Annotated in this window: 27 protein-coding genes; 4 read left to right on the forward strand and 23 right to left on the reverse strand. The window is 51.0% G+C overall.

Annotated elements, in window-relative coordinates; all coding sequences use genetic code 11:
• Nucleotides 1-20 precede the first annotated feature (20 nt).
• The 7 genes from ABE504_RS17680 to ABE504_RS17710 all read right to left on the reverse strand — a co-directional run bounded on the left by ABE504_RS17680 (nucleotide 21) and on the right by ABE504_RS17710 (nucleotide 5880).
• The gene (locus tag ABE504_RS17680) at nucleotides 21-1013 is read right to left on the reverse strand and encodes a Gfo/Idh/MocA family protein (protein WP_430091102.1); all 993 of its coding nucleotides are present in this window, start codon (nucleotides 1011-1013) and stop codon (nucleotides 21-23) included.
• Nucleotides 1014-1034: 21 nt separating this feature from the next.
• The gene (locus ABE504_RS17685; RefSeq protein WP_430091104.1) at nucleotides 1035-1943 is read right to left on the reverse strand and encodes a Gfo/Idh/MocA family protein; all 909 of its coding nucleotides are present in this window, start codon (nucleotides 1941-1943) and stop codon (nucleotides 1035-1037) included.
• A gap of 18 nt (nucleotides 1944-1961) precedes the next feature.
• Entirely contained in the window at nucleotides 1962-2438 is a 477-nt protein-coding gene (locus ABE504_RS17690; protein WP_430091106.1) for a hypothetical protein, read from the reverse strand.
• 236 nt (nucleotides 2439-2674) lie between these two features.
• On the reverse strand, nucleotides 2675-3349 hold the full coding sequence (locus tag ABE504_RS17695) for a cupin domain-containing protein (protein WP_430091108.1): 675 nt from the start codon (nucleotides 3347-3349) through the stop codon (nucleotides 2675-2677).
• 78 nt (nucleotides 3350-3427) lie between these two features.
• The gene (locus ABE504_RS17700) at nucleotides 3428-3601 is read right to left on the reverse strand and encodes a hypothetical protein (protein WP_430091110.1); all 174 of its coding nucleotides are present in this window, start codon (nucleotides 3599-3601) and stop codon (nucleotides 3428-3430) included.
• 142 nt (nucleotides 3602-3743) lie between these two features.
• A complete protein-coding gene (locus ABE504_RS17705; RefSeq protein ID WP_430091112.1) occupies nucleotides 3744-4736 on the reverse strand; it encodes a DUF3231 family protein in 993 nt (330 codons plus the stop codon).
• A gap of 238 nt (nucleotides 4737-4974) precedes the next feature.
• On the reverse strand, nucleotides 4975-5880 hold the full coding sequence (locus ABE504_RS17710) for an S-layer homology domain-containing protein (protein ID WP_430091114.1): 906 nt from the start codon (nucleotides 5878-5880) through the stop codon (nucleotides 4975-4977).
• Between the two features lie 324 nt (nucleotides 5881-6204).
• Between ABE504_RS17710 and ABE504_RS17715 the strand changes: the two genes are divergently transcribed.
• A complete protein-coding gene (locus ABE504_RS17715; protein WP_430091116.1) occupies nucleotides 6205-6945 on the forward strand; it encodes an alpha/beta fold hydrolase in 741 nt (246 codons plus the stop codon).
• Nucleotides 6946-6957: 12 nt separating this feature from the next.
• Here the strand turns inward: ABE504_RS17715 and ABE504_RS17720 are convergent, their stop codons facing one another.
• The 4 genes from ABE504_RS17720 to ABE504_RS17735 form a co-directional block, all read right to left on the reverse strand.
• Entirely contained in the window at nucleotides 6958-8382 is a 1425-nt protein-coding gene (locus tag ABE504_RS17720; RefSeq protein WP_430091118.1) for a PDZ domain-containing protein, read from the reverse strand.
• On the reverse strand, nucleotides 8354-9106 hold the full coding sequence (hisA, locus tag ABE504_RS17725; protein ID WP_430091120.1) for a phosphoribosylformimino-5-aminoimidazole carboxamide ribotide isomerase: 753 nt from the start codon (nucleotides 9104-9106) through the stop codon (nucleotides 8354-8356). The genes ABE504_RS17720 and hisA overlap by 29 nt, the downstream gene beginning before the upstream one ends.
• 30 nt (nucleotides 9107-9136) lie before the next feature.
• On the reverse strand, nucleotides 9137-9646 hold the full coding sequence (locus ABE504_RS17730) for a hypothetical protein (RefSeq protein ID WP_430091122.1): 510 nt from the start codon (nucleotides 9644-9646) through the stop codon (nucleotides 9137-9139).
• 136 nt (nucleotides 9647-9782) lie between these two features.
• Nucleotides 9783-9974 (reverse strand): hypothetical protein, encoded by a 192-nt coding sequence (locus ABE504_RS17735; RefSeq protein ID WP_430091124.1) that lies wholly within the window; start codon nucleotides 9972-9974, stop codon nucleotides 9783-9785.
• Nucleotides 9975-10133: 159 nt separating this feature from the next.
• Here ABE504_RS17735 and ABE504_RS17740 point away from each other — a divergent pair, with 159 nt between their 5' ends.
• Together ABE504_RS17740 and ABE504_RS17745 are read left to right on the forward strand one after the other, a co-directional pair.
• A complete protein-coding gene (locus ABE504_RS17740; protein ID WP_430091126.1) occupies nucleotides 10134-10514 on the forward strand; it encodes a hypothetical protein in 381 nt (126 codons plus the stop codon).
• Nucleotides 10515-10626: 112 nt separating this feature from the next.
• Nucleotides 10627-11436: a YitT family protein gene (locus ABE504_RS17745; protein WP_430091380.1), complete on the forward strand. Its 810-nt coding sequence runs from the start codon at nucleotides 10627-10629 to the stop codon at nucleotides 11434-11436.
• Between the two features lie 129 nt (nucleotides 11437-11565).
• On the opposite strand, the gene ABE504_RS17750 is transcribed toward ABE504_RS17745, so the two are convergent.
• Entirely contained in the window at nucleotides 11566-11829 is a 264-nt protein-coding gene (locus tag ABE504_RS17750) for an HPr family phosphocarrier protein (RefSeq protein ID WP_430091127.1), read from the reverse strand.
• A 217-nt stretch (nucleotides 11830-12046) separates the two neighbouring features.
• Between ABE504_RS17750 and ABE504_RS17755 the strand changes: the two genes are divergently transcribed.
• Nucleotides 12047-12937 carry a cation diffusion facilitator family transporter gene (locus tag ABE504_RS17755; protein WP_430091129.1) on the forward strand — a complete coding sequence of 297 codons (891 nt, stop codon included), beginning with the start codon at nucleotides 12047-12049 and terminating at the stop codon, nucleotides 12935-12937.
• Nucleotides 12938-12991: 54 nt separating this feature from the next.
• Here the strand turns inward: ABE504_RS17755 and ABE504_RS17760 are convergent, their stop codons facing one another.
• The 11 genes from ABE504_RS17760 to ABE504_RS17810 all read right to left on the reverse strand — a co-directional run bounded on the left by ABE504_RS17760 (nucleotide 12992) and on the right by ABE504_RS17810 (nucleotide 26957).
• On the reverse strand, nucleotides 12992-13942 hold the full coding sequence (locus tag ABE504_RS17760; protein ID WP_430091131.1) for a hypothetical protein: 951 nt from the start codon (nucleotides 13940-13942) through the stop codon (nucleotides 12992-12994).
• A gap of 121 nt (nucleotides 13943-14063) precedes the next feature.
• Complete coding sequence (locus ABE504_RS17765) at nucleotides 14064-14318, reverse strand: DUF3892 domain-containing protein (RefSeq protein ID WP_430091133.1); 255 nt, start codon at nucleotides 14316-14318, stop codon at nucleotides 14064-14066.
• Between the two features lie 80 nt (nucleotides 14319-14398).
• Complete coding sequence (msrB, locus tag ABE504_RS17770) at nucleotides 14399-15379, reverse strand: peptide-methionine (R)-S-oxide reductase MsrB (protein WP_430091134.1); 981 nt, start codon at nucleotides 15377-15379, stop codon at nucleotides 14399-14401.
• Nucleotides 15380-15513: 134 nt separating this feature from the next.
• Nucleotides 15514-16443: a hypothetical protein gene (locus ABE504_RS17775; RefSeq protein WP_430091136.1), complete on the reverse strand. Its 930-nt coding sequence runs from the start codon at nucleotides 16441-16443 to the stop codon at nucleotides 15514-15516.
• The gene (locus ABE504_RS17780; protein ID WP_430091138.1) at nucleotides 16418-18523 is read right to left on the reverse strand and encodes a hypothetical protein; all 2106 of its coding nucleotides are present in this window, start codon (nucleotides 18521-18523) and stop codon (nucleotides 16418-16420) included. Before ABE504_RS17780 ends, ABE504_RS17775 begins: the two co-directional genes overlap by 26 nt.
• Before the next feature lie 188 nt (nucleotides 18524-18711).
• Entirely contained in the window at nucleotides 18712-20322 is a 1611-nt protein-coding gene (locus tag ABE504_RS17785; protein ID WP_430091140.1) for a response regulator transcription factor, read from the reverse strand.
• Complete coding sequence (locus tag ABE504_RS17790) at nucleotides 20297-22075, reverse strand: sensor histidine kinase (protein ID WP_430091142.1); 1779 nt, start codon at nucleotides 22073-22075, stop codon at nucleotides 20297-20299. Before ABE504_RS17790 ends, ABE504_RS17785 begins: the two co-directional genes overlap by 26 nt.
• Nucleotides 22076-22201: 126 nt before the next feature.
• Entirely contained in the window at nucleotides 22202-23089 is an 888-nt protein-coding gene (locus ABE504_RS17795; protein ID WP_430091144.1) for a carbohydrate ABC transporter permease, read from the reverse strand.
• 30 nt (nucleotides 23090-23119) lie between these two features.
• Nucleotides 23120-24079: an ABC transporter permease gene (locus ABE504_RS17800; RefSeq protein ID WP_430091146.1), complete on the reverse strand. Its 960-nt coding sequence runs from the start codon at nucleotides 24077-24079 to the stop codon at nucleotides 23120-23122.
• Between the two features lie 81 nt (nucleotides 24080-24160).
• Complete coding sequence (locus ABE504_RS17805) at nucleotides 24161-25774, reverse strand: hypothetical protein (protein WP_430091148.1); 1614 nt, start codon at nucleotides 25772-25774, stop codon at nucleotides 24161-24163.
• Nucleotides 25775-26024: 250 nt separating this feature from the next.
• A complete protein-coding gene (locus ABE504_RS17810; RefSeq protein ID WP_430091149.1) occupies nucleotides 26025-26957 on the reverse strand; it encodes a manganese-dependent inorganic pyrophosphatase in 933 nt (310 codons plus the stop codon).
• Between the last annotated feature and the right edge of the window lie 4 nt (nucleotides 26958-26961).

Here is a 26961-nt window from a genome sequence, read left to right on the forward strand (position 1 = left end):
CGGCCGATGTGTCCCTCAACTTACAAAAATTGCTCCACGCCCGTCTCCGCCGCGCGGTATACGGCTTCCAGCGCCACGATCACGCCGCGTGCGTACTCCGGCGTGCAGCTCGGGTCATGCTGCGCCTGAATCGCCTCCAGCAAGTCAGCGTACTGCAGCTCGAACGACGACGGAATCGGCTCAGGCGCCACTTGCTCGTAAGGCCCGCCGCGCGAGATCCACAAACTGCTGCCTGTCAGCAGTTTCAGCATGCCCCCGGTGCAGATGATTTCCGTCTCATTGCGGTTCGCGCCAAGGTAGCCGGACTGCACGATCGTCGCCGGAATACCGGATGCCAGCTCCAAGTAAATCATGCCGCTGCCCTCCACATCGCCGCGATGACCGAAATACGTGTTCGATGCGCTGACTTTGCGGACGGCGCTGTCCGTCAACCATTGGATTTTATCGATGGAATGCGTGCCGAGATTCGCCAGAATCCCCCCGCCGGACTTATCTTTCTCAAGGAACCACTGCGGACGCGAATCCTGAAAATAATTCAAATGCCGCGCATCATGAATCATGACGAGCTCTCCGAGCTCGCCGGAAGCCAGAATCCGCTTCGCTTGGATATTCTCCGCAATATAATGCTGCGTGTGCCCGACCAGCATGCGGACACCGGCTTTCCGCACCGCTTCGATAATGGCGTCGCATTCGGCCACATTCAGGGCCATCGGCTTTTCCAGCATGAGATGACAGCCGTGCTCCGCGGCAAAAATCGCCGCATCCTTATGCAAAAAGTGCGGCAGCGCAATCGCCACCACATCGGGGCGCTCCGTTACGATCAGCTCCCGGTAATCCTGATACGCTCGAATACCGTACGCTGATGCAACTTCCTCCGCTCGCTGCAGATGAATATCGGCGACCGCGCAAGCCGTATAGCTGGCTGACAGCGCGATCGCATCAAAGTGGCTTTTGGCAATTGCGCCAGCGCCCAGAACGGCAACTTTATAAGGCATCGCTTCTGATGAAGACATGTTTCTCGCTTCCCCGCTCATTTATAGATACACCGGCTCGCCGGTTTCCCTGCTGATGTTCGCAGCTTCCATGAAGCGGATAATTTCCAACGTTTCCGCTGGATCAATCCCATGCTCACCGGTACGGAACATAGGCATGATCACTTCCAGCAATGAAGCGTAGTAAGGCTTGGGATGGTTGTAGACATCCACGAATTGGGTGTTCTTCTCCCGGTGCAGCAAAGCGCCGAACTGGTTATTGCCGCGGCGGTTGCCGCGAATCGTGCCGATCGTGCCATTTTTCCAAATGCCTGTCACCATATCATGATCTTCCGTCACTTGAGCCGCTACCTTCTCACAACCTCTGCCAAGCGTTCGGTACAGCATCTCCACCGTATGCACGCCATACCAGAAAAGCCCCGGCTGCGTCGTCTGCAGCGCCATTGGACCGTAGCAATCCATACCGATCACATCGCCATGTGTCGCGTCCTGCAGCGCAAGCGTTAACTCCTCGGCATAGCGCAGCGAAGAACAGCTCATGAACGGTACGCGATAGCGCTCTGAAATTTCAAGAATGGCTGCTGCGTCCGCCGACGAGACCGTCATCGGTTTATCGATGAAAACCGGCTTGCCATAAGGGGCAACACGCCGGAACAGATCCAAATGCGCACGGCCGTCAACTGCTGTCAGCAGGATCGCATCGCAGTTCTCGGCAACCTCTTCCGGCGACGAAACAATCGCCACGCCGTACTCATCGCGTACTTTTTGCGTAAACCCCTCAATACGGGAATAACTCATTTCAAAATCGTCCGAACCGCCGGGATACGCATGGGTCACTCTTCCGCCCGGCACATGATAGGGATGCTGCTCATCGTGAAGAAGTCCTGTAAATGCCGGGGCATGGGATGAATCAAGACCGATAATGCCAATTCGTAACGTAGATGCTGTCATGGGTTACCCTCCACTATTTCATACTCGCGGGAGCAGACATGAAGTTTCGGACAGGAAGTTGACGACGCAAGGCCGGCCGATGCCGACAGACGCCGTCAGTTCGTGTACAATTGCATCATCCACATAAATAAACGTATACAAGGAATAGCTCGCCGGGCAATTCGGATGTTCATGCCGTGGAGACAGCGCCAGCACGCGCTGCTCAAAACAAATCTCCTGCGTCGGTTCAAGCAGCGTCGTGCGGGAGGACATTTGGCTGACAACGATGCCCCGCTCCATATCTACCAAGTACACCGTCACGGCGCAGTCGCAAGCCTTCGCCTTGTCATGATGCAGCCGTGTCTGAACCGTAATCGTTGCTTGATCCTCGTTGTCATCCGCATAAGAAATATGCTGCTCCGTATGAACATCTTGCTGGCCGGGCACCGCGCCCTCCCTCTCTCCGTTTATCATGTAAGTGTCGGACACAAAAGCAATTTTCCAATCGTAGTTCATGAACTGCCCCCTTGATGTCGCTATAGTCATCATAATCAATGCCTTATATAAAAGACAAGTCTTTTAAATGTCTATAAAATTTGAATACCGCATGATGACAGCGCTTTCTTTTTACTTAGTATAGGTCGATACCAGTAAAGAAACAACCCTTTTCCGATGATTTCCTGTTTTACTCACACAAAAGAAGCTGCCTGAGCGTTCTCACCAGGCAGCTTCTTTCTATTTATTTTCAACGACTAACGATAAGTTTGCCCTTGCACGGGATATGGCGTGTTAAAATCGACGACAGGCTGCTGCTGACTGTAGCTCGGGTACGCCTGCTGTTCATAGCTTTGCTGGGTGTATCCCGCCGTTTGCTGATTGCGGTGCATCTGCATGACGCATTGATCGGTCGGCCCAATAATAATCGTTTCGTTATTGAGCGGTTGCAGTGCCTTGCTAAGCAATTCGCGATCAAGACAATACGTATGGGCAAGCACGTCAATCGGGGTTTTCGTCAAAATGTCCGACCCGAAAATATATTCGGGATACGGCGCGTCAAAAATCGCAAGCAAATGCGTGTTATCCTCCAACGCGACCTCCCAATGCCACCAGCCTTGCGGAATGTTCGCTACTTGGCCTGGTGAAATCATCACTGTCGTCACTTGATTCGTAAAGGGATTGATGAGCGACACCGCAGCCGAACCTGCGGTCGCGTATACGAGTTCTGCAGCATTTTGATGATAATGCGGTTCGACGACATGGCCTCGGCTCAAATAAATATCCAATAGCGACACATTGCCAAGTGTATTCAGATTGTCCCGTCCAAGCCGGTTAATAAAATTTTCCTGGTTTCTGGTGAACAGCCTGTTCTTGTTCAAATCGAACGAGAATTGGAGATTCGGATTTGTATATTCCACATATGGATCCATCGTGCCAAGCTCACTCCAATCACATATCAATCGCACTACAGGCATGATATGCAGCGAAACGATAAGCGTGACAACAGCCTACTCCTCTTTGTGATGGTTCGTGTACACGCCGACGACCGCCATAATGGCAGCCAAGCCGTTGGCTACAGCGTTCATCGTCTCGTCTGTAAACAACTCAACGCCAAATGCGTTTAAAATCAGCTTTACCGCACCAAGCAAGCCGAGCGCAAGTGTGTAATAGTTCACATTCATGAAGTCTCACCGCCTGTTCTCCGTAGGATGCTCTATTGTATGCGGAGTTGGAATGAGACGACCTGTCCAAGTGAACGGTAGCAAACGTACAGAATCATGGGGAGGAATGTGGAATCTGCTAGAATGGCGTCTGATTAAGCATTTATTTTTTTAAGAATTTACTACGGTCAACTGCCTCTGGCGGTTTTTCTAACCATCCATTTTCAATCAAGAGATTTGCACCATCTTCCACATATAACATTACTTCCGCTTGGCATTTCGTAAATAAAGCACCAATATCTTTTCTACCGTCAAGCGATATGCCATTGGCATACTCCCTTATTTTCACATTAAACATGTCAACTTTATGAAAAACCATGAGCTTGTCAGAGAATGGTGAGACGGTCGATGAAGTCACAAAATGATCTATTAATGTCGGGGATGGTAATCCATCGTGAGACAACTTTTCAGATAATGATTCAATATGATTTTGATTAATATTCTTTCCGCGCTCAAGAAATGCTCTTACCTTGTTGTCATTCGTTACTTGAGCAAACCCAATAATAAGAGCTTTACTTGTGATATCGTTATTCAGATTTCCAAAGATATGCGCAATTTCCAATCCTTGAAGAGGTCTGCTTTTTCCGAAAAAAGAGCCTAGAAACTTTTCGCTATGTACAAAATCAACTTTATCGGGGGGAGGGATAACAGGTGAATTCATAAGTTCATTTTTTGATTCTGAAATAACAGCAATAGCAGACTGCAATTTCATTGTTCCTTCAACACATTTAATAAAAAAATCCCGAATATCACTTCTCGTCACCAATGGAACAGCAATTGAGTAGAGACTCATACCTGCTTTGCTCGCATATTTCAAATAATGAAGATAAAACTCATCCTTAAATAAACGAGGCGCTTTTAAGTCAACGTCACTATCACTAAATCCAGTCGGTATAGGAAAGTCTGCTTGATTAAAGAAAAGCTCAATCGTTTGGATATTATTATTACTTAACTCCATTGCGTGTTCTAAAGCAACTCTAATATCAGGATCATCTATATGCTTAAGATAATAACTAAGGACGCACTTACCCATTGTATTTCCGATATAAGTCGCCCAAAGTTTCCCCATTTCAGTTGCCGTTAACACTGATTTCATAATACCAAGTCCTCTTTTCTACAGCCAAAGTTGCAAAAATTTATTGTAATTATACCCAAACGATTAATATCTATGTGTAATCTTCATTAATTCCCAGGTTTCACCGGTTAGAACATACGTGCTTAGCTCGGCACGGCACAAAGAAAAACGCCTCCCTCCCCTCGCACGAAAGAGGAAAGAAGCGTTCTAAAATACCGCTATGCACCAGCGAGGCGAGACAAAGCGACGCCATATCGCCTTACTTCGCAGCCGGCTCGGCCGTCACCTCATAACCCGAAGCCACATATGTGACCGCCTTCGGCTCCGTCACCATTTGCGTCACCATCTCGCCCGGCGCCGGATTGCGCAGTACGTACGTTACGACTGCGTGACTCTGATCCGTGAACTGGATCGATTGAATGTCTATTGCATAGCCGCCGGTCGGCTTGCTGCCGCGGGACAGCGTAACTTTGTTCACATCGTCCGTTACCTTCTCCACCGATACGCTCACATTCTCCGTCTGCGGCGTTTCCGCATGCGAGTGCGCATCTAGTATCTTGATCGCGTTATAAAGCCATACGGCCGCCTCTCCGCGCGTCAGCTCCGCTTTGGGATTGAAATTACCGTTCCCGTCAAGTGCGGCAATTTTATAGAGCAAGAGCCGCTGAATCGTACCTTGCAGCTCGGGCGTGATCTGATCCTCGTCCTTGATGATCATGAACATTTTGACCATCGGGAAGTCGCCCTTCGACTCCAGCGCGCTGACCAGCAGGTTGGCGAACTGCTCGCGGGTAATTGTCCCGTTCGGGTTCACGTCGCGCGGAATGGACATGCTGTTGAAGTTGGCAATGATAAACGCGTCGGCATACCAAGCGTCATCCGGCACGTTCGTGAACGAATCGGACGCCTGTGGCTTTTTAAAAAACTGAATATGATCCAGATTAAGCCCAAGCCCCTTCACGATCATTTGCACACTTTGCGCATAGCTGATTTTCCCGCGCGGGACAAAATGCTCGTTATCAAACCCACTCACTATACCGCGGTCCTTCAGCGACATAATCGCCTCTTGTTGTCCCTCATCCAAATCCGAGAACGCGTAAGCCGAGCTTAGCGTCAAACTGCTCGCTAACAGCACCGTCATTGCCATCGCCATCATTTTTTTCATCGTCCCAAGCTCCTTTCTTGCGAGGCGTTCCTGACGCCCCCTTGTACCCTCTAAACGGCTTCTCCCGGCAAAAGGTTGCACGTGCACCTCATGTTGCACGGACACATTTCAAGCCCTGGGCATATGGTAATCCCATAGGCATTTATCACGGATAGAGAGGATTTGCTTTCGATGACTTTCACGCAATTTCCTGAACCGCCGGTTCAGATGTACCCGGATTGGCCCGCCATGCTGGCGAATACCCAGACAACCTACGCCCAGCCCGCCTGGACCTATTCGCCCGGCATCTGGCGGCAGGACCCCCCATTTCCCCAGCGGGATCAGTTGCAGCCGTTAACGTTTGTGCTCATCCATGGCGCCTGGGCCGACACCAGCTTCTGGGCACCCGTTGCCGCCGAGCTGACAAAAATGGGCCACACCGTCTACGTCCCCGAATATCCTGGACACGGCGCTGACCCAAACACCAACGTCTCCCACAGCACGATGACAAAGTCCATTGCCGATTTTATCATCCAGCATAACCTCCATGATGTGATTCTAGTCGGACACAGCTTCGGCGGGTCGCTCGTGCAAACGGTATCCCAACTCGTCCCGGATCGGCTCAAACGGCTTGTCTTCCTGAATGCGTTCGTAATCCAGGACGGCGGCATGCTCGCGGACGAATTTCCGCCGGCCGTTGTGGAGCAGTTTCGTCAGCTCATCGCCAGCTCCGGCAACAATACGTTAATGCTGCCCTTTCCCCTGTTCCGCGAAACGTTCACGAACCTCGCCAGCCTCAGCGATGCGCAGCGCATCTACAAAGGTGTCAAGCCTGAACCGGCTCGGCCCTTTTTTGAAAAGCTCAATTTGAAGAAATTTTACGCGCTTCCTGTCCCTAAAAGCTACGTGCACCTCCTGGAAGATACCGCCATTCCACTTGGCGATCCGCGCTACGGGTGGCACCCCCACATGTCCAGCCGGCTCGGCCTGTACCGGCTCATTCAACTGCATGGCGACCATATGTCGACGACGATGTTCGATGGCGAACTGGTCGCCCGCAAGCTCTACGAGGCCGCGCGCGACTAAAAGCGGCCTCCGTTACCGGCAGGCCGCTTCATAACCTGGCTGAGGGTGCGCCTTCAGCCAGTTCAATATATCATCGAGCGTGCGCACCGGCACGATGTTCAACTCCGGCGCGCCTTTGCGCGCGTCGGCCTCATTGCTCTCCGGCACGAAGAAGACGTCGGCGTCCGTGCGGGAAATCGTGTAGGCTTTCTGTTCCAGCCCGCCTACCGCTCCAACGGAGCCGTCCGGCTCGATTGTGCCTGTACCCGCCACATGATGGCCGTACGTGACGCCGCACGGCGTCAGCTGATCGATCAGCGTGAGCGCCAGCATCGCGCCATGCGAAGGGCCGCCTTCATGCAGGAAATAATTGTGATACTGCACGGTATCCGGAATATCGTAGTTCATCTGATTCGCGATCAGAATTCCGATGGACGCCCGATTCGGGTCATCGCTGCTCGGTCTCGTTTTCACGCTCAGCTCGCGTGACGTGCCGTCCCTTTTTACCGTCACCGAAACCGGTTGCCCCGGCTGAACACCTTTCATCTGTGCGCTCAGTTCCTCCACGGTGCGGATCCCTTTGCCGCCAAGCGAAACAATCACGTCGCCCGGCTGAAGCACCTCATTCGCCTGGCTGATCTTGAGAATCGCCGTAATCCGAACCCCTTCGGACGTGATGCCTTTGCCGAGCCCGACCTTCTGGAACGCAATCGCGCTGCCCGCCGCATTCGCTTCTTCCTTCTCGGTGCGCACCTCTTGGTTGTATTCGGAGATGCTCATGCCGAGGTTTTCAATTTCGAACGAGTAATCCTTGAACAGCTTCGCATACACCCAATCGATCGGAAAAGCCGGCCGCTCAAAGACGAGCACGCCGGTAATCTCCCCGTGCGCCTCGCCCCCGCCCGCTTGGGCGTAACGATTCATCGGCAGCGTCAGGCCCGGATACGTCACGAGATAATTCGTCGGACAGAAGAGCAGCACCAACACAACGAGGGATAGACCGAACGTCCACAGGGTCCGCCGAGGCACTCTGCGCCTCTGTCTCTCCTGCACGCCGAGGTCAGCGAGCACGAGCAGCCAACTCAGGGCGAGCGCGCCGCCCGAGTACGTGATCGTTTTCGGAATCGTGACGAGCAGGATTGCGCTGCACAGATTCACCAGAACGACTAGGCTTAGCAGCACGCGTACGCCTCCGCGCTTCTCAGCCCACAACCGTCTTACGCCGCCAACGAGCCACATCACCGGTACCAACGCCAGTACATAAATCGCATAATCGATCGCATCGATCCAGTAGGTACCGCCTCCGAAGCGCAGAGGGTCAGGCAGCCAGATCAGCTCCCCCACAATCATCAGCACTAACAGCAGCAACATGCCGCTGTAATAAAACTTGCGCGCGAGCACCATGCGCATCCCCCATTTGGCCCAAGAATCAAGCGAGCTGTTCCACGACTTCCTCATAGGACAATTTGCCACCGAAAATATCGAGCGCACTGCCGACCGTAATGTCCAACCTGCCGCCGGACAGCTCACGGAAGAGCGCCAAATCTTCAAAAGAACGCGCGCCGCCCGCATACGTCGTCGGGATCGATACCCACTGGGCCAGGAAGCTGACAAGGCTTTGCTGAATGCCGCTTTGTTTACCTTCCACATCGACCGCATGGATCAGGAACTCGTCGCAGTACTGCTCTAGGAACTTGATGTTATCCGGCGTGAGCTCAAAGTTGCTAAGCACCTTCCACTGGTTCGTCGCCACAAACCATCGGCCGTCTTTTTCCTTGCAGCTCAGATCGATGACCAGCCGCTCTTTTCCGACAGCAGCGACGATTTTTTGCAAATGATCCATGTTCAGCTGACCGTCCTTGAAAATATACGACGTTACAATAATATGCGAAGCGCCCTTCACCAGATACGAAGCCGCATTGTCCGCCGTGAGACCGCCCCCGATCTGCAAGCCGCCGGGATACGCCTGAAGCGCTTTGACCGCTTCTTCCTCGTTCCCGCCGCCCAGCATAATGACATGTCCACCCGTCAAACGATCTCGCTTGAACATTTCCGCATAATATGCAGAGTCATGGACAGACACGAAATTTTCAACGACGGATTCCCCTTCCCCGCCTAGCGTTTCCCCTACAATTTGTTTCACTTTGCCGCTATGTAAATCGATACAAGGTCTGAATTTCATTCGACGTTCAACTTCCCCTCACCGCATATGTTAGTCGTGCTTCATAAAGCCTTCCTCTTCCAAATACTCCACCGTCTCCTCGTACGTCTCAAACGCGCAGTCCAGATTCTCCCCTGCATAGACGTACCACAGATCCTCCAGGAAAAAGACCGTCAGCGTATGCCCTTCCCCGTCCCGCCATTCTTCCCGATGCTGTTCCTCATCGCTCACAGTCGGCTCATCCGCTTCGGCCACCGGCAATGCATCGCCTCTGGATACGGACACACCCGTGAGCGAAAGAATCGATTTCGCCACAACGTCGCGGATCTCGTCCTCCGAAAAATCCCGGATGTTGACTAGGCCTCTGTCATCCGTAGCATAGCCATGGATCAGCTCCGCATAGACGAAGCCGTTGCCATTCGGGTGCAAATGGTACACCACATTTTTCTTATCGTACACGCTTTCTTCATAATGAAAGTTAATGCGGCCCAGCGACACATCCTTGCGCTGCAGCTCTGGAAATGACTCAATTATACGTAATTTTTGCTCTAACGTTAGCATAGTTTCCTTTCACGAACCCCCGTCCTGTGATGCGTACCATTACGCAAAAAGAAGCAGGACTCAGCCTGCCTCTTTCCTAAATCCTGCCTTTCATTATAACACATTTCGCTTCCGTGTAAGCAACCGGGCCGGAACGTTATTCTGCTTTACGTATTTTGCGCAGCCGGGTCTGATTGCGGCCTATAGAAACAATGCGGTACTCGCCAAACGCGAGGATGCGTTCACGTACGGCTGTCGGAAAGGTGAGCCGCTCCACCTCGAGGACATCGTCCAATTCGTTGTACCAAGGCAAAAGATTCATTTTGATCACGAGCACACGGCTTTTCACGTCTTACCTCCACCTTTGCGCGTCTTCCTCTCATGAACTTCATGGAAGAGCATTATTAACACTGTATGCGTAGGGGGGCGGGTTTGACTCATCCCACAAGGAAGTGCTACAATTTTTACACATTTTCTATACTTCGGCGAAGGGAGGGAACGACTTGGGATGCATCCTTTTACACGGAAATGGCAATGGACACTACTGGTCTGGATCATACTTGGCTTGTTTGTTTTCCCGCTAACCCCGCCAATCTCGCATCAGCCGGAAGTGAATACCGACGCGCTAGTGCTGGCGAGCACATCGCAAGTGCTCACCGCTCAGCCGGGGTTGCCTACGAAAGAAATCATCCAGCTTCAATTGCCAAGCCAACCGGTTTATGAAGATGCGCAGCAGCGCTACGACACGACCGTATTCGTGATCTTCATTGTGTATCTCATTTATCCGATCTGGAAGCGGCTCAAAGTGCTGCTCCTCGCTTTCCTCAAATTCACTTCGACGTACATGGGCCTGATATTTCCCTCTCATTCTGTACATCCTACGAAATGATTTGAAGAAATGAGGAAGAGACATGGCCAATTCACTTGCACAAACAGATCCGAATTTTCAAGCAAAACATGGAAAATTAACGCGACAGAAATTCGCACAGCGCATTCTGTTCATGATAATCGGGACAATTCTCGTTGCGGTTGCCCTTGAAATTTTTCTGGTTCCTAATCACATTATCGACGGCGGCATTGTCGGGATTTCGATTATCGTCTCCCATCTCTCCGGCATCCCGCTCAGCATCTTTTTGGTTCTGTTAAATTTACCGTTCGTCATTCTTGGCTACAAGCAGATTGGAAAAACGTTCGCCATCTCGACGACGTTCTCCGTCGTTCTGATGTCCATTGGCACGAGTCTGCTGCATTCGGTGCAGGCGATTACAATCGATCCGCTGCTCGCGGCCGTCTTTGGCGGCATCGTGCTCGGCATCGGTGTCGGACTCGTCATCCGCTCCGGCGGCTCGCTGGACGGCACTGAAATCGTGGCAATTGTGTTTACGAAGAAAACGCCGTTCTCTGTCGGCGAGATCGTCATGTTTTTCAACTTATTCATTCTAGCGAGCGCGGGCTTCGTGTTCAGTTGGGACCGCGCCATGTACTCGCTGATCGCCTACTTCATCGCCTTCAAAATGATTGATATTACGATCGAAGGTCTGGATCAATCGAAATCCGTCTGGATTATCAGCGACGAGTATGCGGCGATCGGCGATTCCATCACCTCGCGGCTCGGACGCGGCGTGACGTACCTGAAAGGCGAAGGCGCTTATACGGGCGACGAGAAAAAGGTCATTTTCAGCGTCATCACGCGGCTGGAAGAAGCGAAGCTCAAAAACATCGTCGAAGAGCTCGACCCGCGCGCTTTCCTCGCGATCGGTAACATTCACGATGTCAAGGGCGGTCGATTTAAGAAGAAAGATATTCACTAAAGGAGCTTTCGGAAAGTCTCCTAAGAAGGCAAATGGCCTCTGTCCTATGCGGACGGAGGCCATTTTTTTATCATCGTTCTCATTCCCCAATGAAAACGGTCACATTTTACTTCACAGCCGAATGCCTGGTTAGAGAAAAGGCTTGAATTGATCGAAAATAAAGTGCATCGCCTCTTCCTCATCTTTGCCCCGCGTCAAGAGCCGCAGCAGTGTGCCTGATCGGATTGGAATGAGCAGCATGCCCAGCAAGCTTTTCACATCCACCGTATGGTGCTTGTCGTCGTAATCGAAATCTAGCGTAATGTCCGACATAAAATGAGATGATTTGGCCGACAGGCCTGCTAGGTCGCTGCGTTCTAGCTCACGGTGAATCGTAAATTCATGTACTCGCATCGTCTCTGCTTCCTTCCCCTAGTCGCATGACCGCATTGTGATTTGCGGTTATGTGTGGTATTATACAAAGATCTTTGTGTAAAGTGAAGTGGTTGACAATGTCTTTTTTATCTTTTTCTATTAGGCCAATATCTCTGATTACGCTAATCCATCCCTTGACCCCCGGTCGAGGGATTTTTTTTCCTTCAGGAAACACTTTCGCAGGAGGTCATCATTGATGAGCAACAGCAACACCTCGTCCCTATGGGCCATCTGGCTCTCCCTGATCAGCAACATTCTGCTGACGATCGGCAAAATTGTTATCGGACTTATTTTTCATAGTGAAGTCTTGCTTGCCGACGGCGTCCACAACGCCGGGGACATTATCGCCACCGTCGCGGCGCTGAGCGCCATGCGCATCTCCAAGCTGCCCGCGGATGAGGACCATCCTTACGGGCATGGCAAAGCGGAAGTGCTTGGCTCGGGCTTCGTCGCTTTCATCCTGGTGTTGGCTGCACTCTACATCGGCTACCACGCCGCTACCGCCTTTTTTCACGAGCCGGACGCCCCGAGCCTCATCGCCTTTATCGCCGCCGCCATCTCCATGGCCTGGAAGTATGGGCTCTACGTCTACACCATTCGCATCGGCAAGATGACGAACAGCAAGAGCCTCATCGCGACTGCGCAGGATCATCTGGCCGACGTCTATGCGTCCTTCGCCGCCGTTGTCGGGATCGGTCTCGCCTTCGTCGGATCGCACTACGACATTCGCTGGCTGGCTTACGGCGATGCGGCCGGCGGTGTCGTCGTCTCATTGCTTGTTCTGCGGCTGGGCATCGAAATGGCCAGAGAATCGTTTGATATTCTCATGGAGAAAATCGTCGACCATGACAAGCTCGAGCAGATCACGGAGCTGATTCAAGCCTGCCCCGACGTGCGGCGCATCGACCGCGTGCGCGCCCGCGAGCACGGCCATTACATCCTCGTGGACGCGCGGATTTCCGTCTCTGGCGAGCTGACGATTCAAGAGGGGCATGACATCTCGCGCGTCATCAAGAAGTCGATCATGGAGGCACATCCCGATGTCGACGAGGTGTTGATTCATTTGAATCCGTGGTATGCGGATTGATAAACACAAAAACACACGGCTTGCAAGACGCAGGGGCCGTGTGTTTTTATGTTGCTATTGTTCGGCAAAAGAACGTAAACTTATAGCCCGATCTCTCAGATAAGGCGTGATCTCGATGCTTGTCATCGTATCCAACGTATCCAGCATAGCATCACCTTTTAACCGGTAGTCATCATTTACTGCTTGTAACTCCTTGACAGAACGTATAAGAATATCATTGGCGTTGTGACTTTCAAAAGCATGATCGAAGTCGAACATCGGCGCTGGCCCCAAATAGGCTCCCGTATTAGCGTCTCTCAAAAAGCCGAAGTTGCCTGAGTGCCGATCTCCATTGGCGATTAGAGCATCGAAAAACAACATACTGAATCCAAAATATCCTAGTTCGCGAACAACGTCTTCATCTAGGAAGTCCTCTGGATGGATTCTTCCGGAACAATTCGCGGGCTCGAACATCACATCAACATTCGTGAAATTCTTCACTGCAATGCCTTCTTTAAAAGGCGTAACTTCCGCGCAAGGTATGCCTAATTCTTTAGCCAACTGATAACAATAAACTTCTTTAATGTCTTTTGATTTAACTAAAGTATCTTTGTCCTTCCAGTATTTTGGCAGAAATCCATTCACATATAACGTCGGAACTGCCCCGCCAGGATAGTCCGAATCCCCTCTCCAGAAATTCGCGTGATAAGGGGACAAATCCTTGAACTTCAGACGATCTTGTCTTCTCTTTATCCAGTAGCAATCAGATAAGCTAAAGGAATGTGTGGTCAGATCAATCTGCTTTCTGTTGCCTTGCCCGAAAGTGAAAGCCCTGAGAGATCTGGCGAACGTGTTTGTATTTTGCGAATATCGAATCTGCATCCATCTAAAAAAGGTCTCTTTGCTTGGCTTTACGTTAAGAGTGCCGGGAAGCAGTTCGCGGCGGATTATTTTTTCTGTATCAACTTCAAATACTTCTTCATCCTTACACATGAGTACAATGTCACTAGACTCTAAAACGGACATAGGAACACTCCCTACAAAACGACTTGTCCATCTCTTCGACAAGTTGACTGATTTTTCCTTTCATGCGCGAAGAAAAAGCCCCTCCTCCAGCATTCGGAGAAGGGGCGCTTGCAGTTCGCCTTTAAAACGTTGGCAAATTATCGAGATTGTTGTCCTTGCGGCCGTCTGGATCGGAGCGCAGATGCTCTTCATGGTCGCGGCCTTTGAAAACATTCAGGTGCTGAATTTCGTTGTTTTTGACCATCGACTGCGCCGTCTTGTAGTCAACAACGCGGCCGGACGTCAGCTTCAGCTCGACGATATCGCCGTCACCGTTTTTGCGGACTGCTACGACCTCTTCTGGCTGTCCATTGTTCTGGTTGAATGTTGTATCCATGTTAATCGCCTCCCGCTTGTAGTATGCCTCCAAGAACGGGAGATGATGCATCTAGAGCATAACATCGTGGGGAACGCCGCTTACTGCTTATCAAAATAGCGCAGATACGCGCCGTATCCTTCCTTTTCCAACTCAGCCAACGGAATGAAACGCATTGCCGCCGAGTTGATGCAGTACCGCAGCCCATTCGGCCCAGGCCCGTCGTTAAAAACGTGCCCCAGATGCGAATCCGCTTCATGGCTTCGAACCTCAGTACGTACCATGAAATGACTGGTATCCACTTTTTCTTTCACATGCCCTTCAAACAACGGCTTCGTAAAGCTCGGCCAGCCGCAGCCCGAATCGAATTTATCGTAGGACGTGAACAGCGGCTCGCCGGACACAATGTCCACGTACAGCCCATCTTCGTGATGATCCCAGAACTCGTTCTGGAACGGGCGCTCGGTCGCACTATTTTGCGTCACTTCGTATTGAAGCTGCGTCAGCGCTTGCTTGCGCGCCTCTTTATCCCGCACCGTGTTCCAGTGCCGCTCGATAAACGCGTCACGTCCCGAGCCTTTGCGATACGCCTTGTAGCGCACCGGATTTTTAACGTGATAATCCTGATGGTACTCCTCACCCGGGTAAAAAGCGTCGCTGTCGATGCGTACGATTTCCGTGGCAATCGGCCGATCGAACCGGCCGCTTTGCTCCAGCGCCGCCTTGGACGCTCCCGCCTTCGCGTACTGCTCATCCGTATGGGCAAAAATCGCCGTCCGGTACGAAGAACCCCGGTCATGGAACTGCCCGCCGGCATCCGTCGGGTCGATTTGACGCCAATACGTGTCCAGCAATTTATCGTAGGAGTAAAGCTCGGGATTGAACGTAATTTGCACCGCTTCGGCATGGCCTGTCGTTTCCGAACATACCTCCTGATACGTCGGGTTTACCGTGTTCCCGCCAATATAACCGCTGACCACTGATTGAATACCCGGCAGTTGATCAAATGGCGTCACCATGCACCAAAAGCATCCGCCAGCAAATGTCGCCTTTTCATATAGGGACTGCGATAATTCCGTCATACTCCACTCACCTCTTTTTCAAGTTTCTTCTCTATCATAGCAAATTCCTCCGGGAATACCAAAGTTGCGCGGTGCAGGCTGAAACACATCGCCCTCCCGTTTGACAGCAGCCAAGGGGAGGGCGATGAACAAAACTATTTATCGTACTTGTACAGATTTGTTTCGTACTTCACGTAATACAGATCGCCAGCCTTATCCGAGGCCAGCAGCGACACCCCTGTTGGGACGAGCACGACCGCGTCTTTCGTGGGAGAGTTCACATCTACCGCATATAATTTCCCACCGATGCTAACGTAGACGTTGCCGTCATTTCCAACAACCATTTTCCCGCCCTGCCAGCTCACATTGCCGCCTGAACTAAACTTGTTGGTATAAATCGTCGTATGAGCGGCATCAGGATGGTTCGGATCAAAAATAAACAAATCGGCTGTGAGATTACGTGAAGGGTCGGTGGATGAATTCCCTTCTGCAAGTCCCCAGATGTTGCCGTCCGGACCGACGATGAGATCGGAAATGACTTTCCTGCCCGCGACCGGAACGTACTGCGGAACCGGAAGTGTATTCGTGCCGGTTGTTTGCCAGGTGAACACTTTTCCTTCCGTTACACTCGGATCTGGCGTACTGCCAATGCCTCCGTAGACAGATGAGCCCCCGAATACTTTATTGTTCTTGTAGGTTAAAGCGATAATGCTTTGGTGTTCAACGATGTCAGGCACAGTCGTGATTTGTTGATTCGTAGTGAGATCATACACCGTGAAAGCGCCGTTCAGTTTGCCGGAACTTGCCACGCTGCCGACATAAAGTCTGTTCAGCGCAGGATCGGCCAGCATGCCGAATGGGCGGTCCTGATAGAAAGGCGAGCCATCCATATCGTCAAATAGGAGCGCTGGATTCGTGATATCGTTCCACGATGCGGTTGTATCGTATTTTTTGATCCAAGCGCCAGGGTAGATGCCCAAATATAAATTGTTGCCGATTGTCGTCATATTTTCCGCCTGGCCTGCGCCTTTATTGCGCGTTAACAGCCCCTTGCTCGGATCATAGACACTCAGTCCTCCGCGCAAATAACCGCTTGTTATAGATGTTATCCCCCGGACCTTTGACGAGTGAGCGAATTTTGGTCGGAGATTCAGGAATTGTGAAGGACGTCGAGGTGTCAATGGTTGGGGTGGAGGCAAGCTTATATTTTAAAATTTTCCCTGAGGAAAGCGCGGCATACAGATAGGTGCTGCCCCCGTCCGTCAAGAAGGTGTAGCCCGCGGCTTTGCCCCCTACGTCGCCTAAATCGGTTTGGGTCTTCGCCGAAATATCGTAGACGTAGAGATGCGTTCCTTTCGTGTAGTACACTTTATCATCCGCGGGCTGTTTCATGGATACGCCAATCGAATCCACATTGCCAAGCGAAGCATCGACACCGCCGGTTGCGGGATTTATGACGATAAGCGGCTCGCTCGAAAGCTTGGCAAACAACCTGGAATCCGTACCATTCGGAACGTAATCAAGTCCAAGCACATACGTACTTCCGTAGCCGATTGGAGATATCGTCGATTGTGTACTGGTTGTTGGATCAAAACGAATGATCGTGGCATTGGAGGTCGGCCCCATCCCCATATACACCTCGGTATCGCTTGCATAAGCGATGGACCTTACTTGAGCCACACCGCTGACAATCGCTTGATCATTGTTCAAAACGGTTACACTATCCGTCGTCGGATTGTATCGGAAGGCTTTACCGGCAGTGCCTGTACCGCCGTAAACGCTGCCGCTGCTCCCTGCGGCAACATCCCAAATCAGATCCAAGCCTGTGGGCAGCGGGATTGGCACTAACGAGCTGTCAGGGATGCTTCGATTCCCCGCGGAACCGATCACCGTGCCAGGCACATACCGAAAAATTGTTTTTTTATTCGCCGTGCCCAGGTAGACAGATTGATCAGGCGCGACCGTCATCCCCCAGACGGCTTCGATTTGATCAAGATTTCGGTCATCCAGCTTTTCGCCGGTTCGCGCATCATAAACGGCGAGCTTGGACGGATACCCACTGGAACCGACGTACATCAGATCATAGCTGCCGCTGGCATCCCTGCCGAACACCGCACCATCCAGCGGATTGTTCATAATCGGCGTGCCCAAATTATAGTCAATCGGCGTATCGAGTGTAACATCGTCCACATAGGCAACCGTTGTTGCGGCATTCTGCGTCGTAAGATAGACGGAAACGGTTTTGGCCCCCGTTACGTTGGGTGCGGTCGCCGATATCGCAAGCGGGGTCCATTGTGACGCAGGACCTTGAAAGACGTTCTCCACCTCTTTAATCACCGTGCCGGCGGCATTCTTGAAGCGAAGATGAAGGCTTACGCCGGTGTCGCCGCTCGACACATAAACGTTAGCTGCCGCGGATACTCGCGCACTGGAGGAAACGGGGACATCGCTGCTCTCCGCGTAGCTTGATGCCGATGTGCTGGCATCCTCCAACTTGAGACTGGAGGTCCCTCCTGTTTTCATCGTCGTCGATGCCGCTGCCCCCGACACGCTCCAGGTTCCGCTCAAAGCCGATTCAAAACCTGGATTTTTCACCGTCTTGCCGATCGAGACATCGTCCACATAGGCCGTCGTAATGCTGTTCAGTCCGCTATAGATCATGACGGCCACTTCCGTGGCGCCGACTGGCGCTTCTGCGGTAATCGACCGTTTGTTCCACTGGTTGAGAACGGGCGGCGTAACGTTTACGGGAGTCACGACGGTTTGAGCGGTCCCGTTGTAAAAAATCAGAAACACTTCGATCGAGCCTTGCTCAATGTAAGCGTACGCTGATGCCGTATATGCCACCTGTTCCGTTGGCGAAATACTGATTTTTTCGCTCACGCGTGCCAGCGAACTTGAAGAACTGATGTCTACCATTTTCATGCTATTCGTCCCCGTGTAAGCCCTTTCATTCGAAAGCGTTGCGGTAGCCGTACCATAAGTGGGATGCGTGCTCCAATGCGAAAGCGTCGTACTGCTCTCCTCGAACGAAGAATTGGCCACAGACATCGTGATGCCGGCTGCCTGCGCCTCTTGGTGATCGAACAAGGGCAAGGCAAGCAAACCGCATAGCAGCAGGCAGACGAGGCGAACGTACAACTGGCGAACCTTTCTTGAACTCATTCTTATCACTCCTCACATAAGATTGACTGTCATTCTTGCTGAAGCTCGATCAGCCTTACACAATCCTCACCTCCTTTCTTCAAGCAAAATAAAAATCGTCCGCCTGATGGAAAGTCGTGACCAGTGGGGACGATTGGGGCATGGTTCTATTTGTGTGAAGAGCCTGATAACGGACATAAGTTGGGCCGCTAGCTGTGTTTGCTTTTGAATTGCGTTGGCGTAAATCCGGTATAGCTTTTGAATACTTTACAAAAATAACGGTAATCCGAAATACCGACAGCGCTGGATACTTCATAAATTTTCATCGTTGTATTCTCCAACAGCTCGCTCGCCTTTTCCATGCGCACCCGGTTGACATAATCAGAGAGGTTTTCGCCAACCTCTTGCCTGAACATCTGCCCCACGTAAGAGGGATGCATGTGCACGAGCTTCGCAAGTTCCGCAACTTGCATATCATCCATGTAGTGCTCGTGAATGTAACGGAACATCATCTGGATTTCCTTCCGAACGGCAGTCGGCGGTTGGAAGCGCTCCATCTGCCAACTTGTGATAGCATCCATCGTTTCCGCCCACCATCCGCAGAACGCCTCCCACGTTTCCAATTGGTCGATTTCGGACAAACGCAGAATGACAGAATCCGGCAATTGAACAAGCTCCGGTTGAAAGATTTGCTTCGTCAAACGCAGCAGATCTGCCGGATGAATCGGAGCCTCTGCCCGCTCGATCAGGCGGGACGCGCTATCCCGGAATGCTTCGACATTTCCCCGCCGCAGCGCTTTGACGATGCTCGCGATCCATTCCCGGCTAACATCCGGATCAAGTCTCCGCAGCGGTGCAGCTTGCTTGCCAATCATCGCCGTATCTGGCTTATAGAAATAAGCAGCTAGACGATCGAGTCCCTCCCTAAGCATTTGGCCAAGCAGCTTCTCGTTGAGAGGCAGCTTACCGAGTTCCCGCACATCGCCAATATGCAAATAGGTATGTGCAAGCGGATGCTCTTTCAAAGTGTCCAGCGCCAGCATCGCAATCTGTTTCAGACGAAACGCGTTTATCGGCTGCTTCGAACTCACCAACAGGCTTAGTCTCCGCTGCCGCAGAGGCAGAACAGTAAGCTTACAGTCATCGCCGAGCTGCGAATCCATCTTCCGTTCAAGCTCTTCAGCTAGTTGCCTTTGAAACTGAATGATCGTCTCAGTCTGAAGATCAGCTTGCCCAAATTCCGGGAGCAACCGCCATCCGAGGGTAAAATCAACCAGATAGCTGGCCGTATGTAGGCTGCCGAACCAGTCCTCGGGCAGCAATCGCTGATCACCCTTCCCTTCATTTTCCAACACATACTCCGTCCATTGGCGCTTTCGCAGCCATTCCTTCTCCCGTTCCAGCTCCAACCGCATGACCAGCTTCTGGTCGACATCCAACTCCTGCTCGATCGATTCGGCGACCTTGCGGCAAGCATCAAGGATTTGCGCAGGGGTTTGGGCCAGCTTGATCAAATAATTATCTACGCCCAGCTCAATCGCTTGACGGGCATATTCAAATTCACCATAGGCCGTCAAAATAACAATTCGGATTCGCGGCCATCGCGTGCGCACATAGGCGGCTAACTCCAAACCGTTCATATTCGGCATCGTAATATCCGTTAACAGCACATGCGGCATGTTCCGTTCGATCATGCCAATCGCTTCCTCCGCCCCGGAAGCTGCTCCCAGAAATGTAAAACCCGCTTCCGACCAAGGAATCCGCTCTGAAAATCGCTCCCGAATCCACTGCTCGTCATCGACCATCAGCAGCTTTAACATGAGACATCCCTCCTTGGCTGGATTGGTTTTTCCATACTTCCTCGGAAGGAAGATGAATCGTGACGCTCAGTCCTTCCTCCGGTTCGTTGTGGAACTGCAGGCCATACGCCAAGCCGAACGTCATGCGCAGCCGTTCATGCACATTGCGCAGCCCTAAATTATTCAAGCCTTTATGCGGATTAGACGTTTCCGTTTCGGCCATCATGGCAGCCAGTTTCGCCGGATCGATGCCAGGACCTGTGTCGGAAACCTCCAGGGCAACACAACCATTCTCACTCCGTTTCCCGGAAACGATGACATGATTGACCCCTTTTTTGCTCAGTCCGTAAAAAATACTATTTTCCACTAACGTAATGATCGTTAACTTAGGAATTGGCGTGCTGTAAAAGCTTTCAGGAATGGCGATATCCATTTCGAACACATCCCCATATCTCAGGTTCATGAGCTGAGCGTAGTTTTCCAATTGTAGGAGTTCATCCTCAACGGTCACGATATCTCCGACTTTATCGGTCGAATATTGCAGGAGCCCCATTAGCGATCGCAGCATGTCCCCCATTTGCCCGGAATAGCCAGCTTCGCCTAAACAGTAAATCGCGTTGAGCGTATTATTTAAAAAATGCGGATGAATCTGCGATTGCAGCACCTTCAACTCATGATGCCGCTTCTTTTCTTCGGAAGCTCTCAGATCGTCGAACAGCGACTGAATATTCCCCATCATCCGATTAAAGCCGTCGGCAATAAATGTAAACTCATCATTTCGTCGGAGTTTGATGCGGGCTTCCAACTCACCGCGTGCCGCAGCTTTAAACTGACGAGTAATGACCGTTACCGGCTTATGGATGTAATTCGCAATCCACACAGATACAATTATCGCCAGGATGATGGCTGTCAGCAGGACAAAAATTGATTGCCGCTTCAGCGGCGCCAGCAAAGGAAACGCTTGCGATTCCTCGATCACGGAAAAGACAACCCAGTCCCAGCGATTTTGATTGGAGCTGAGCACGGCATAATCGCCAAAGGACGTGTGCACGTTGTTGTAAGAGGTTCCGCTCTTGCGCGTTAACGCTTGCAAAGCGTCTTTCATCTCCAAATGATCCTTGTACGAGTTCGGATAGGCGAGATACGTATTCGTTGACAAATAGTCACCTTGACTTGTGAACAAATAGATGCGCTGCTGCTCACCTTGAATGATTTGCGGACCGGTGAGGGCATCCAAATTTAAATCCAGTACAATTAAGCGTCTGCTATCGACCTGTTTGGCGACGGTTATGACCGAACGTTGACTGACCGCGTGGGGTTGACTCCACCAGAAGCCTGTTTTGCTCGTCTGTGTCATAATCTCGGTGATCAGCTCAGGCGCGATGTAGAATTGATAGCCGTAGGGCGAGCTGATCCTTACCTTGCCGTTCTCGATTAAATAGATGCTTTGAAGCTGATCCTGATGAAACGTCATAATATTATCAATCAGTTGGCTGAATCCGTCTTCGTCCATGTTGTCGTAGAGAACCGGATTCGCAAGAAAGATCAGCTGACTTTGGAGCGAGTTCATGACGGTTTTTATATAGTTTTCGATTTGTACGACAGAGCTTTGCAGCTGTTTTTCATTATTTTGACGAATCGGTGCAAATAAGCGCTGGTATCCGAAAAAAGCGATCACGACGAAGACGACGACGACGGACAAAAAGGTTAGAATGAACAGCTTGGTGCTGACGCTGGAAATAAAGCTTGCTCCTGTGAGTCGACGACGAATCATGCATGTGCACTCCCTTACATGTGAGCTGTTTCAACAGATCATGCCAATATTCACCATATTATAGCATGACCCTTGCCGCTCTGTACGCAGCTCTCCGCAGCCTCTTTCCAAATTCGCTCCTTGGTTCTACCCTTTCACCGAGCCCAGCAAGGCTCCTTTGACAAAATATTTTTGCAGGAACGGATAAATAATCATCAAGGGCAGCGTAGCCACCACGACGACAGCCATCTTGATCGTTTCCGGAGGCAGCGTATCCAGAGCCAGGGAGTTCAGAGAAAGCTCCGTACTGACATTCGGCGATTGAATCATGCTTCTTAGGACAACCTGCATCGGCATTAGCGACTTATCCGACAGATAGAAAATCCCTTTAAAATATTCGTTCCAGTGGGTGACGCCGTAAAACAACCCGATCGTTGCCATGATGGGCGCTGACAATGGAAGCACGATCCGGAACAAGGTGGACAAATCGCCGCACCCGTCTACTTTTGCCGCTTCTTCCACTTCCGCCGGCAAATTTTCAAAGTACGTTTTGACAATTAATAAGTTGAACGTGGAGACCATGCCTGGAATGACCATCGCCCACACGGTATCGTACAAGCCAAGACTTCGTACCATGATATACAAGGGAATAATGCCTCCGCTAAACATCATCGTGAAGACTAGCGCCATCAGAATGAAATTTCTCCCCGGCACGAATTTTTTCGACAGCGGGTAAGCTAGCAACGTCGTTACGACCATATTCAACAACGTACCTACCACCGTAATAAACACCGTAATTTTAAGCGCCTGTGGAATTCGGGGACTCCCAAAAATCTCCTTGTAAGCATCAAGGGTAAACTGTTCAGGCCAAATGACAAAACCGCCGTTGCGCATTACTTCGATATAAGGCGTAACCGAAACAATAAAGACGTAGTATAACGGAAATAGCGCAAGAAGCGCGAACAGCGTCAGCAAAGCGTAGATGACGGCATCAGCCGCCTTGTCCGTTTTCGATTTATGTACGACAAGAGACATACGTTGCCTCCTCCTTTTCACGTTGATTCTTTACCATATGCCCGAACCTCCCACTTTTTTGGCTAACCGGTTTGCACCGAGCACTAGTACGAAACCTACGACCGATTTAAACACACCCATCGCTGCGGCGACACCAAACTCCAACCGTTCAAAGCCGTACCGATAGACCCACGTATCAACGATATCCCCCACCTCATAGACGCGCGCGTTCAGGAAAATAAATACCTGATCAAAACCCGCGTCCAGAATGCCGCCAATTCGAATAATCAGCAGCAGCACAAAGACATCGCGGATGCCGGGCAGCGTCACATGCCAGAGCTGGCGCCAACGGCTTGCCCCGTCTACGACAGCGGCTTCGTACAGCTCCTGATTTATGGAAGCCACGGCAGCCAAATAGATAATCGCGCCAAACCCGGTGTTTTTCCAAATTTCTGTAAATACGAGCAGCGGTCTGAAGAAATCCTGATTCGTTAATAAATCCATTTGCCCCCATCCCATATCGCGAACCCATGTTGAGATGAGTCCAGAGCCTGGAGCCAGAAAAGAGAAAACCAGACCATATACAATCACCCAGGATAAAAAATATGGCCCGTACGTAATCGTCTGCACAACGCGCTTGAACCAGCCGACGCGAATCTCATTGAGCATCAGCGCCAAGATCACATCCGGCACCATGCTGCCTACGATTTTATAGACAGAGATTAACAGCGTATTACGAAGAATATGCAGAAATTCGGGACTATCAAAGATCACACGGAAATTATCAAACCCGACCCACGGACTCCCCCAGATGCCCTTCATCAAGTTGTAGTTCTGGAAAGCGATAAGCGTTCCCGCCATTGGCGTATAATGGAATAAAATGTAATAGATCAACCCAGGCACCATCATCAAGTAAAACCATTTTAAGCGGTAGATGCTGCGCACTCTGTCCCGCTTGACCAAGCGCGGCACGGCTGTATTTTCGATCTTTGCGCTTACGATTTCGGCCATCGCCGTTCCCTCCTTGGTGATCCTATCCGAATGCAGAAGGAAACTCCGAACCTCTCAGAGTTCCCTACCGATCTGGCATTTTTATTTAAAGTCGTTCAGCTTCTTATCTTTCAGCGCTGCGTTAATCTGTTTGGTATACTCTGTAAAAATGTCTTTCCCTCTGAACTTGGTCATCAGCTCTTCGCGGTATTGCGGCCAGTTTTTGCCGCTTTTGTCATCGAGAACGGCTTTGGCATGGAATTTGCTCATTTCTTTACGGAAATCTCCGATGTTAATGCCATCCGGTGGAACCAAGCTTACTGGCGGCAGTGCGTTGTTTTTCGGGAACCCCTCGACAGTCTTGAGAATGGCACGATCATGCTCGGATACACGGGAGTCGATCAATTCCAGACCGAGTACATTCGGTTCGTCCGGAGTGAAAACGGCGTACACGTTCAGCCAGTTGCCGGCTTTCGCGATATCGCTTTCAAAGGCGGCCACATTGAGAGTGATCTTCTTGCCGTCTTTCGTATAGTGCTTGCCTTCTTGCCCATAGTGGGTCAGCAAGAAACCTTCTTCACTGCCCAGCCAATTGACAATTTCCAAGGAGCGTTTCACTTTCTCCGGATTTTTGTCGGCTGTCGCCTTGCTGATCAGAATCGTATTCTCCGGCACGTTGTACTTCCACATTACCGGCTTATCGAGCGGGTAGATCGGCTGCCAGTTCGCTTTCGGATCAAGCGCTTTGCTTCGGTTCTGCAGCGAAGTCGCCACACTGTCCAACGCGATGGTTTTGTCGCCCGGCGTGAAAATCATGCCTACCTTGCCTTGCGCGGCTTTGTCGATATGCGCAGGTGCCTTGTTCAGGAACCAATCGGGATCGACAATGCCGGCTTTATTCCAATCAACCACTTGATCAATTACGTTTTGCACTTTCAGATCCGTCCGGTTGTCGACATAGCTGTTATCCACAATCATAAAGTCGGCGACAAAGCCATTATTGAGCCATTGCGGAAAATCTAACGGTAAATTTTGACCGCTCCCTGCCGCTGAGAATCCGTAGGTGTCCTGCTTGCCGTTTCCGTCTGGATCCCCTTTGGTAAACTGGGTCATCACTTCGGTCAATTCCGCGTAAGTATGCGGCGCCTTCAGCCCTAATTTATCCAGCCAGTCCTGCCGAATGTACCAAGAAGCGTAGGTATTGCGCTGGAAAGGCAGCATGGCACGCGAGAATTCCCCTTGCTTCAATTGGAAAGCATCCACTTCCTCTTTACTGACCCACTTGAAGTAATTCGGCATCGCTTCCGGTGTGACGAACGAACTCAAATTCGCCGTGATGCCGTCATTTATGTACTTTTGCGACTCCGCTGCGCCGGAGATAAACAGATCCGGCGCGCTTCCGCCGGCAAGCGTAGCATTCAGCTTGTCATGATACTCTTTGCCAATGACCATGTAATCGATTTTCAAATCCACATTGAACTTCTCTTCAATTGTTTTTTTCACAAAATCCTTGTCGGCTGACGGCAGCGTGACATTCGCTAGGAAAGCACTGGTAACGGACCAATTCAGCGATAGCTTGGGCTGCTTGGCGGCTTCCGTTGTCTTAGCGGAATTGCCTGTGGAACCCGGCGTCCCTGTTGCGGACGGGTCGTCCTTTGAACATGCTGTAAGCGCAACCATTGTTGTCATGGCAATGACTAGCCATTTTTTCTTCATCTCTTTCAACACCCTTCTGTTTGCTGTGCGTTTGTAAACATAAACCCCATGCATGTCGTAATTTGTTAACGTTTACTTGAATTTATTATAGGTCCTGCTTATCGACATAACTAGCAGACTGGTTCAAGAAATGGTGTGTCTAATCAAGAAACATCGCGACTTGACGTAAGCGGTTACATATCTCATCGCAACAAAAAAAAGCTCCGTCAGATACTATGCTGACGGAACCTTTATGAAGATGAGCTTGTGCTTACAGGTTGTTGAACACGTCTGTTAGCACAGGCACAATTTGCGATTTACGGGAAACGACGCCTTTCAGGAGCGCCTTGTTGTGGGCCAATGTCACGTTGTACGCTTTCTCAACGGCATCCGCTTTGCGGCCAAGCGCCAGACCGACGGAATCGTTGTTTAAGATGTCTGTGACAACGAACAGGAACAGGTCCAGGTTTTTCTCGGCGATGATCGCTTGCAGCGCAGATTCAATTTCATCTTGCTGGGACAGCACATCGTTTACGTCAACCGCGTTCACTTGTGCGATTTCCGTTTTGTAGCTGCCCATTGTGAATTCTTTCGCGTCCAGGGAGATCAGTTGAGCAACCGTTTTATCGCTCAGATCCGCGCCCGCTTTCAGCATGCTCAGACCATACTCTTCAGCGTTAACGCCAGCGATCGCCGCAAGCTCGCGAGCTGCTGCAACGTCTTGCTCTGTGCAAGTCGGGGATTTGAACAACAAGGAATCGGAAATGATAGCGGAAAGCATCAGGCCGGCGATGTCTTGGTCGATGGCAACGCCGTTTTCTTTATACAATTTATTCAGGATTGTCGCTGTGCAGCCGACAGGCTCTGCGCGGTAGTACAGCGGGTGGCTCGTCTCAAAATTGGCAATACGATGGTGGTCGATCACTTCCACGACACGCACTTGGTCAATATCCGAAGCGCTTTGCTGACGCTCGACGTGGTCAACCAGGATCACGTTTTGAGCTTCATTCGCAACCGTTTCGACAAGGCGAGGAGCAGCAGCTTTGAACGTGTCCAGCGCGAATTGCGTTTCGCCGTTCACCGCGCCCAAGCGGACAGCTTCCACTTCTTGGCCGAGTTTGGTTTTGAGCGCTGCATAAGCAATGGCCGAGCAGATTGAATCAGTATCCGGATTTTTATGTCCGAAAATTAGTGTTTTTGACATGGGA

It is taken from the genome of Paenibacillus oryzisoli (assembly GCF_050467285.1).
In the GTDB taxonomy this organism is placed as follows: Bacteria; Bacillota; Bacilli; order Paenibacillales; family NBRC-103111; genus Paenibacillus_E; species Paenibacillus_E oryzisoli_A.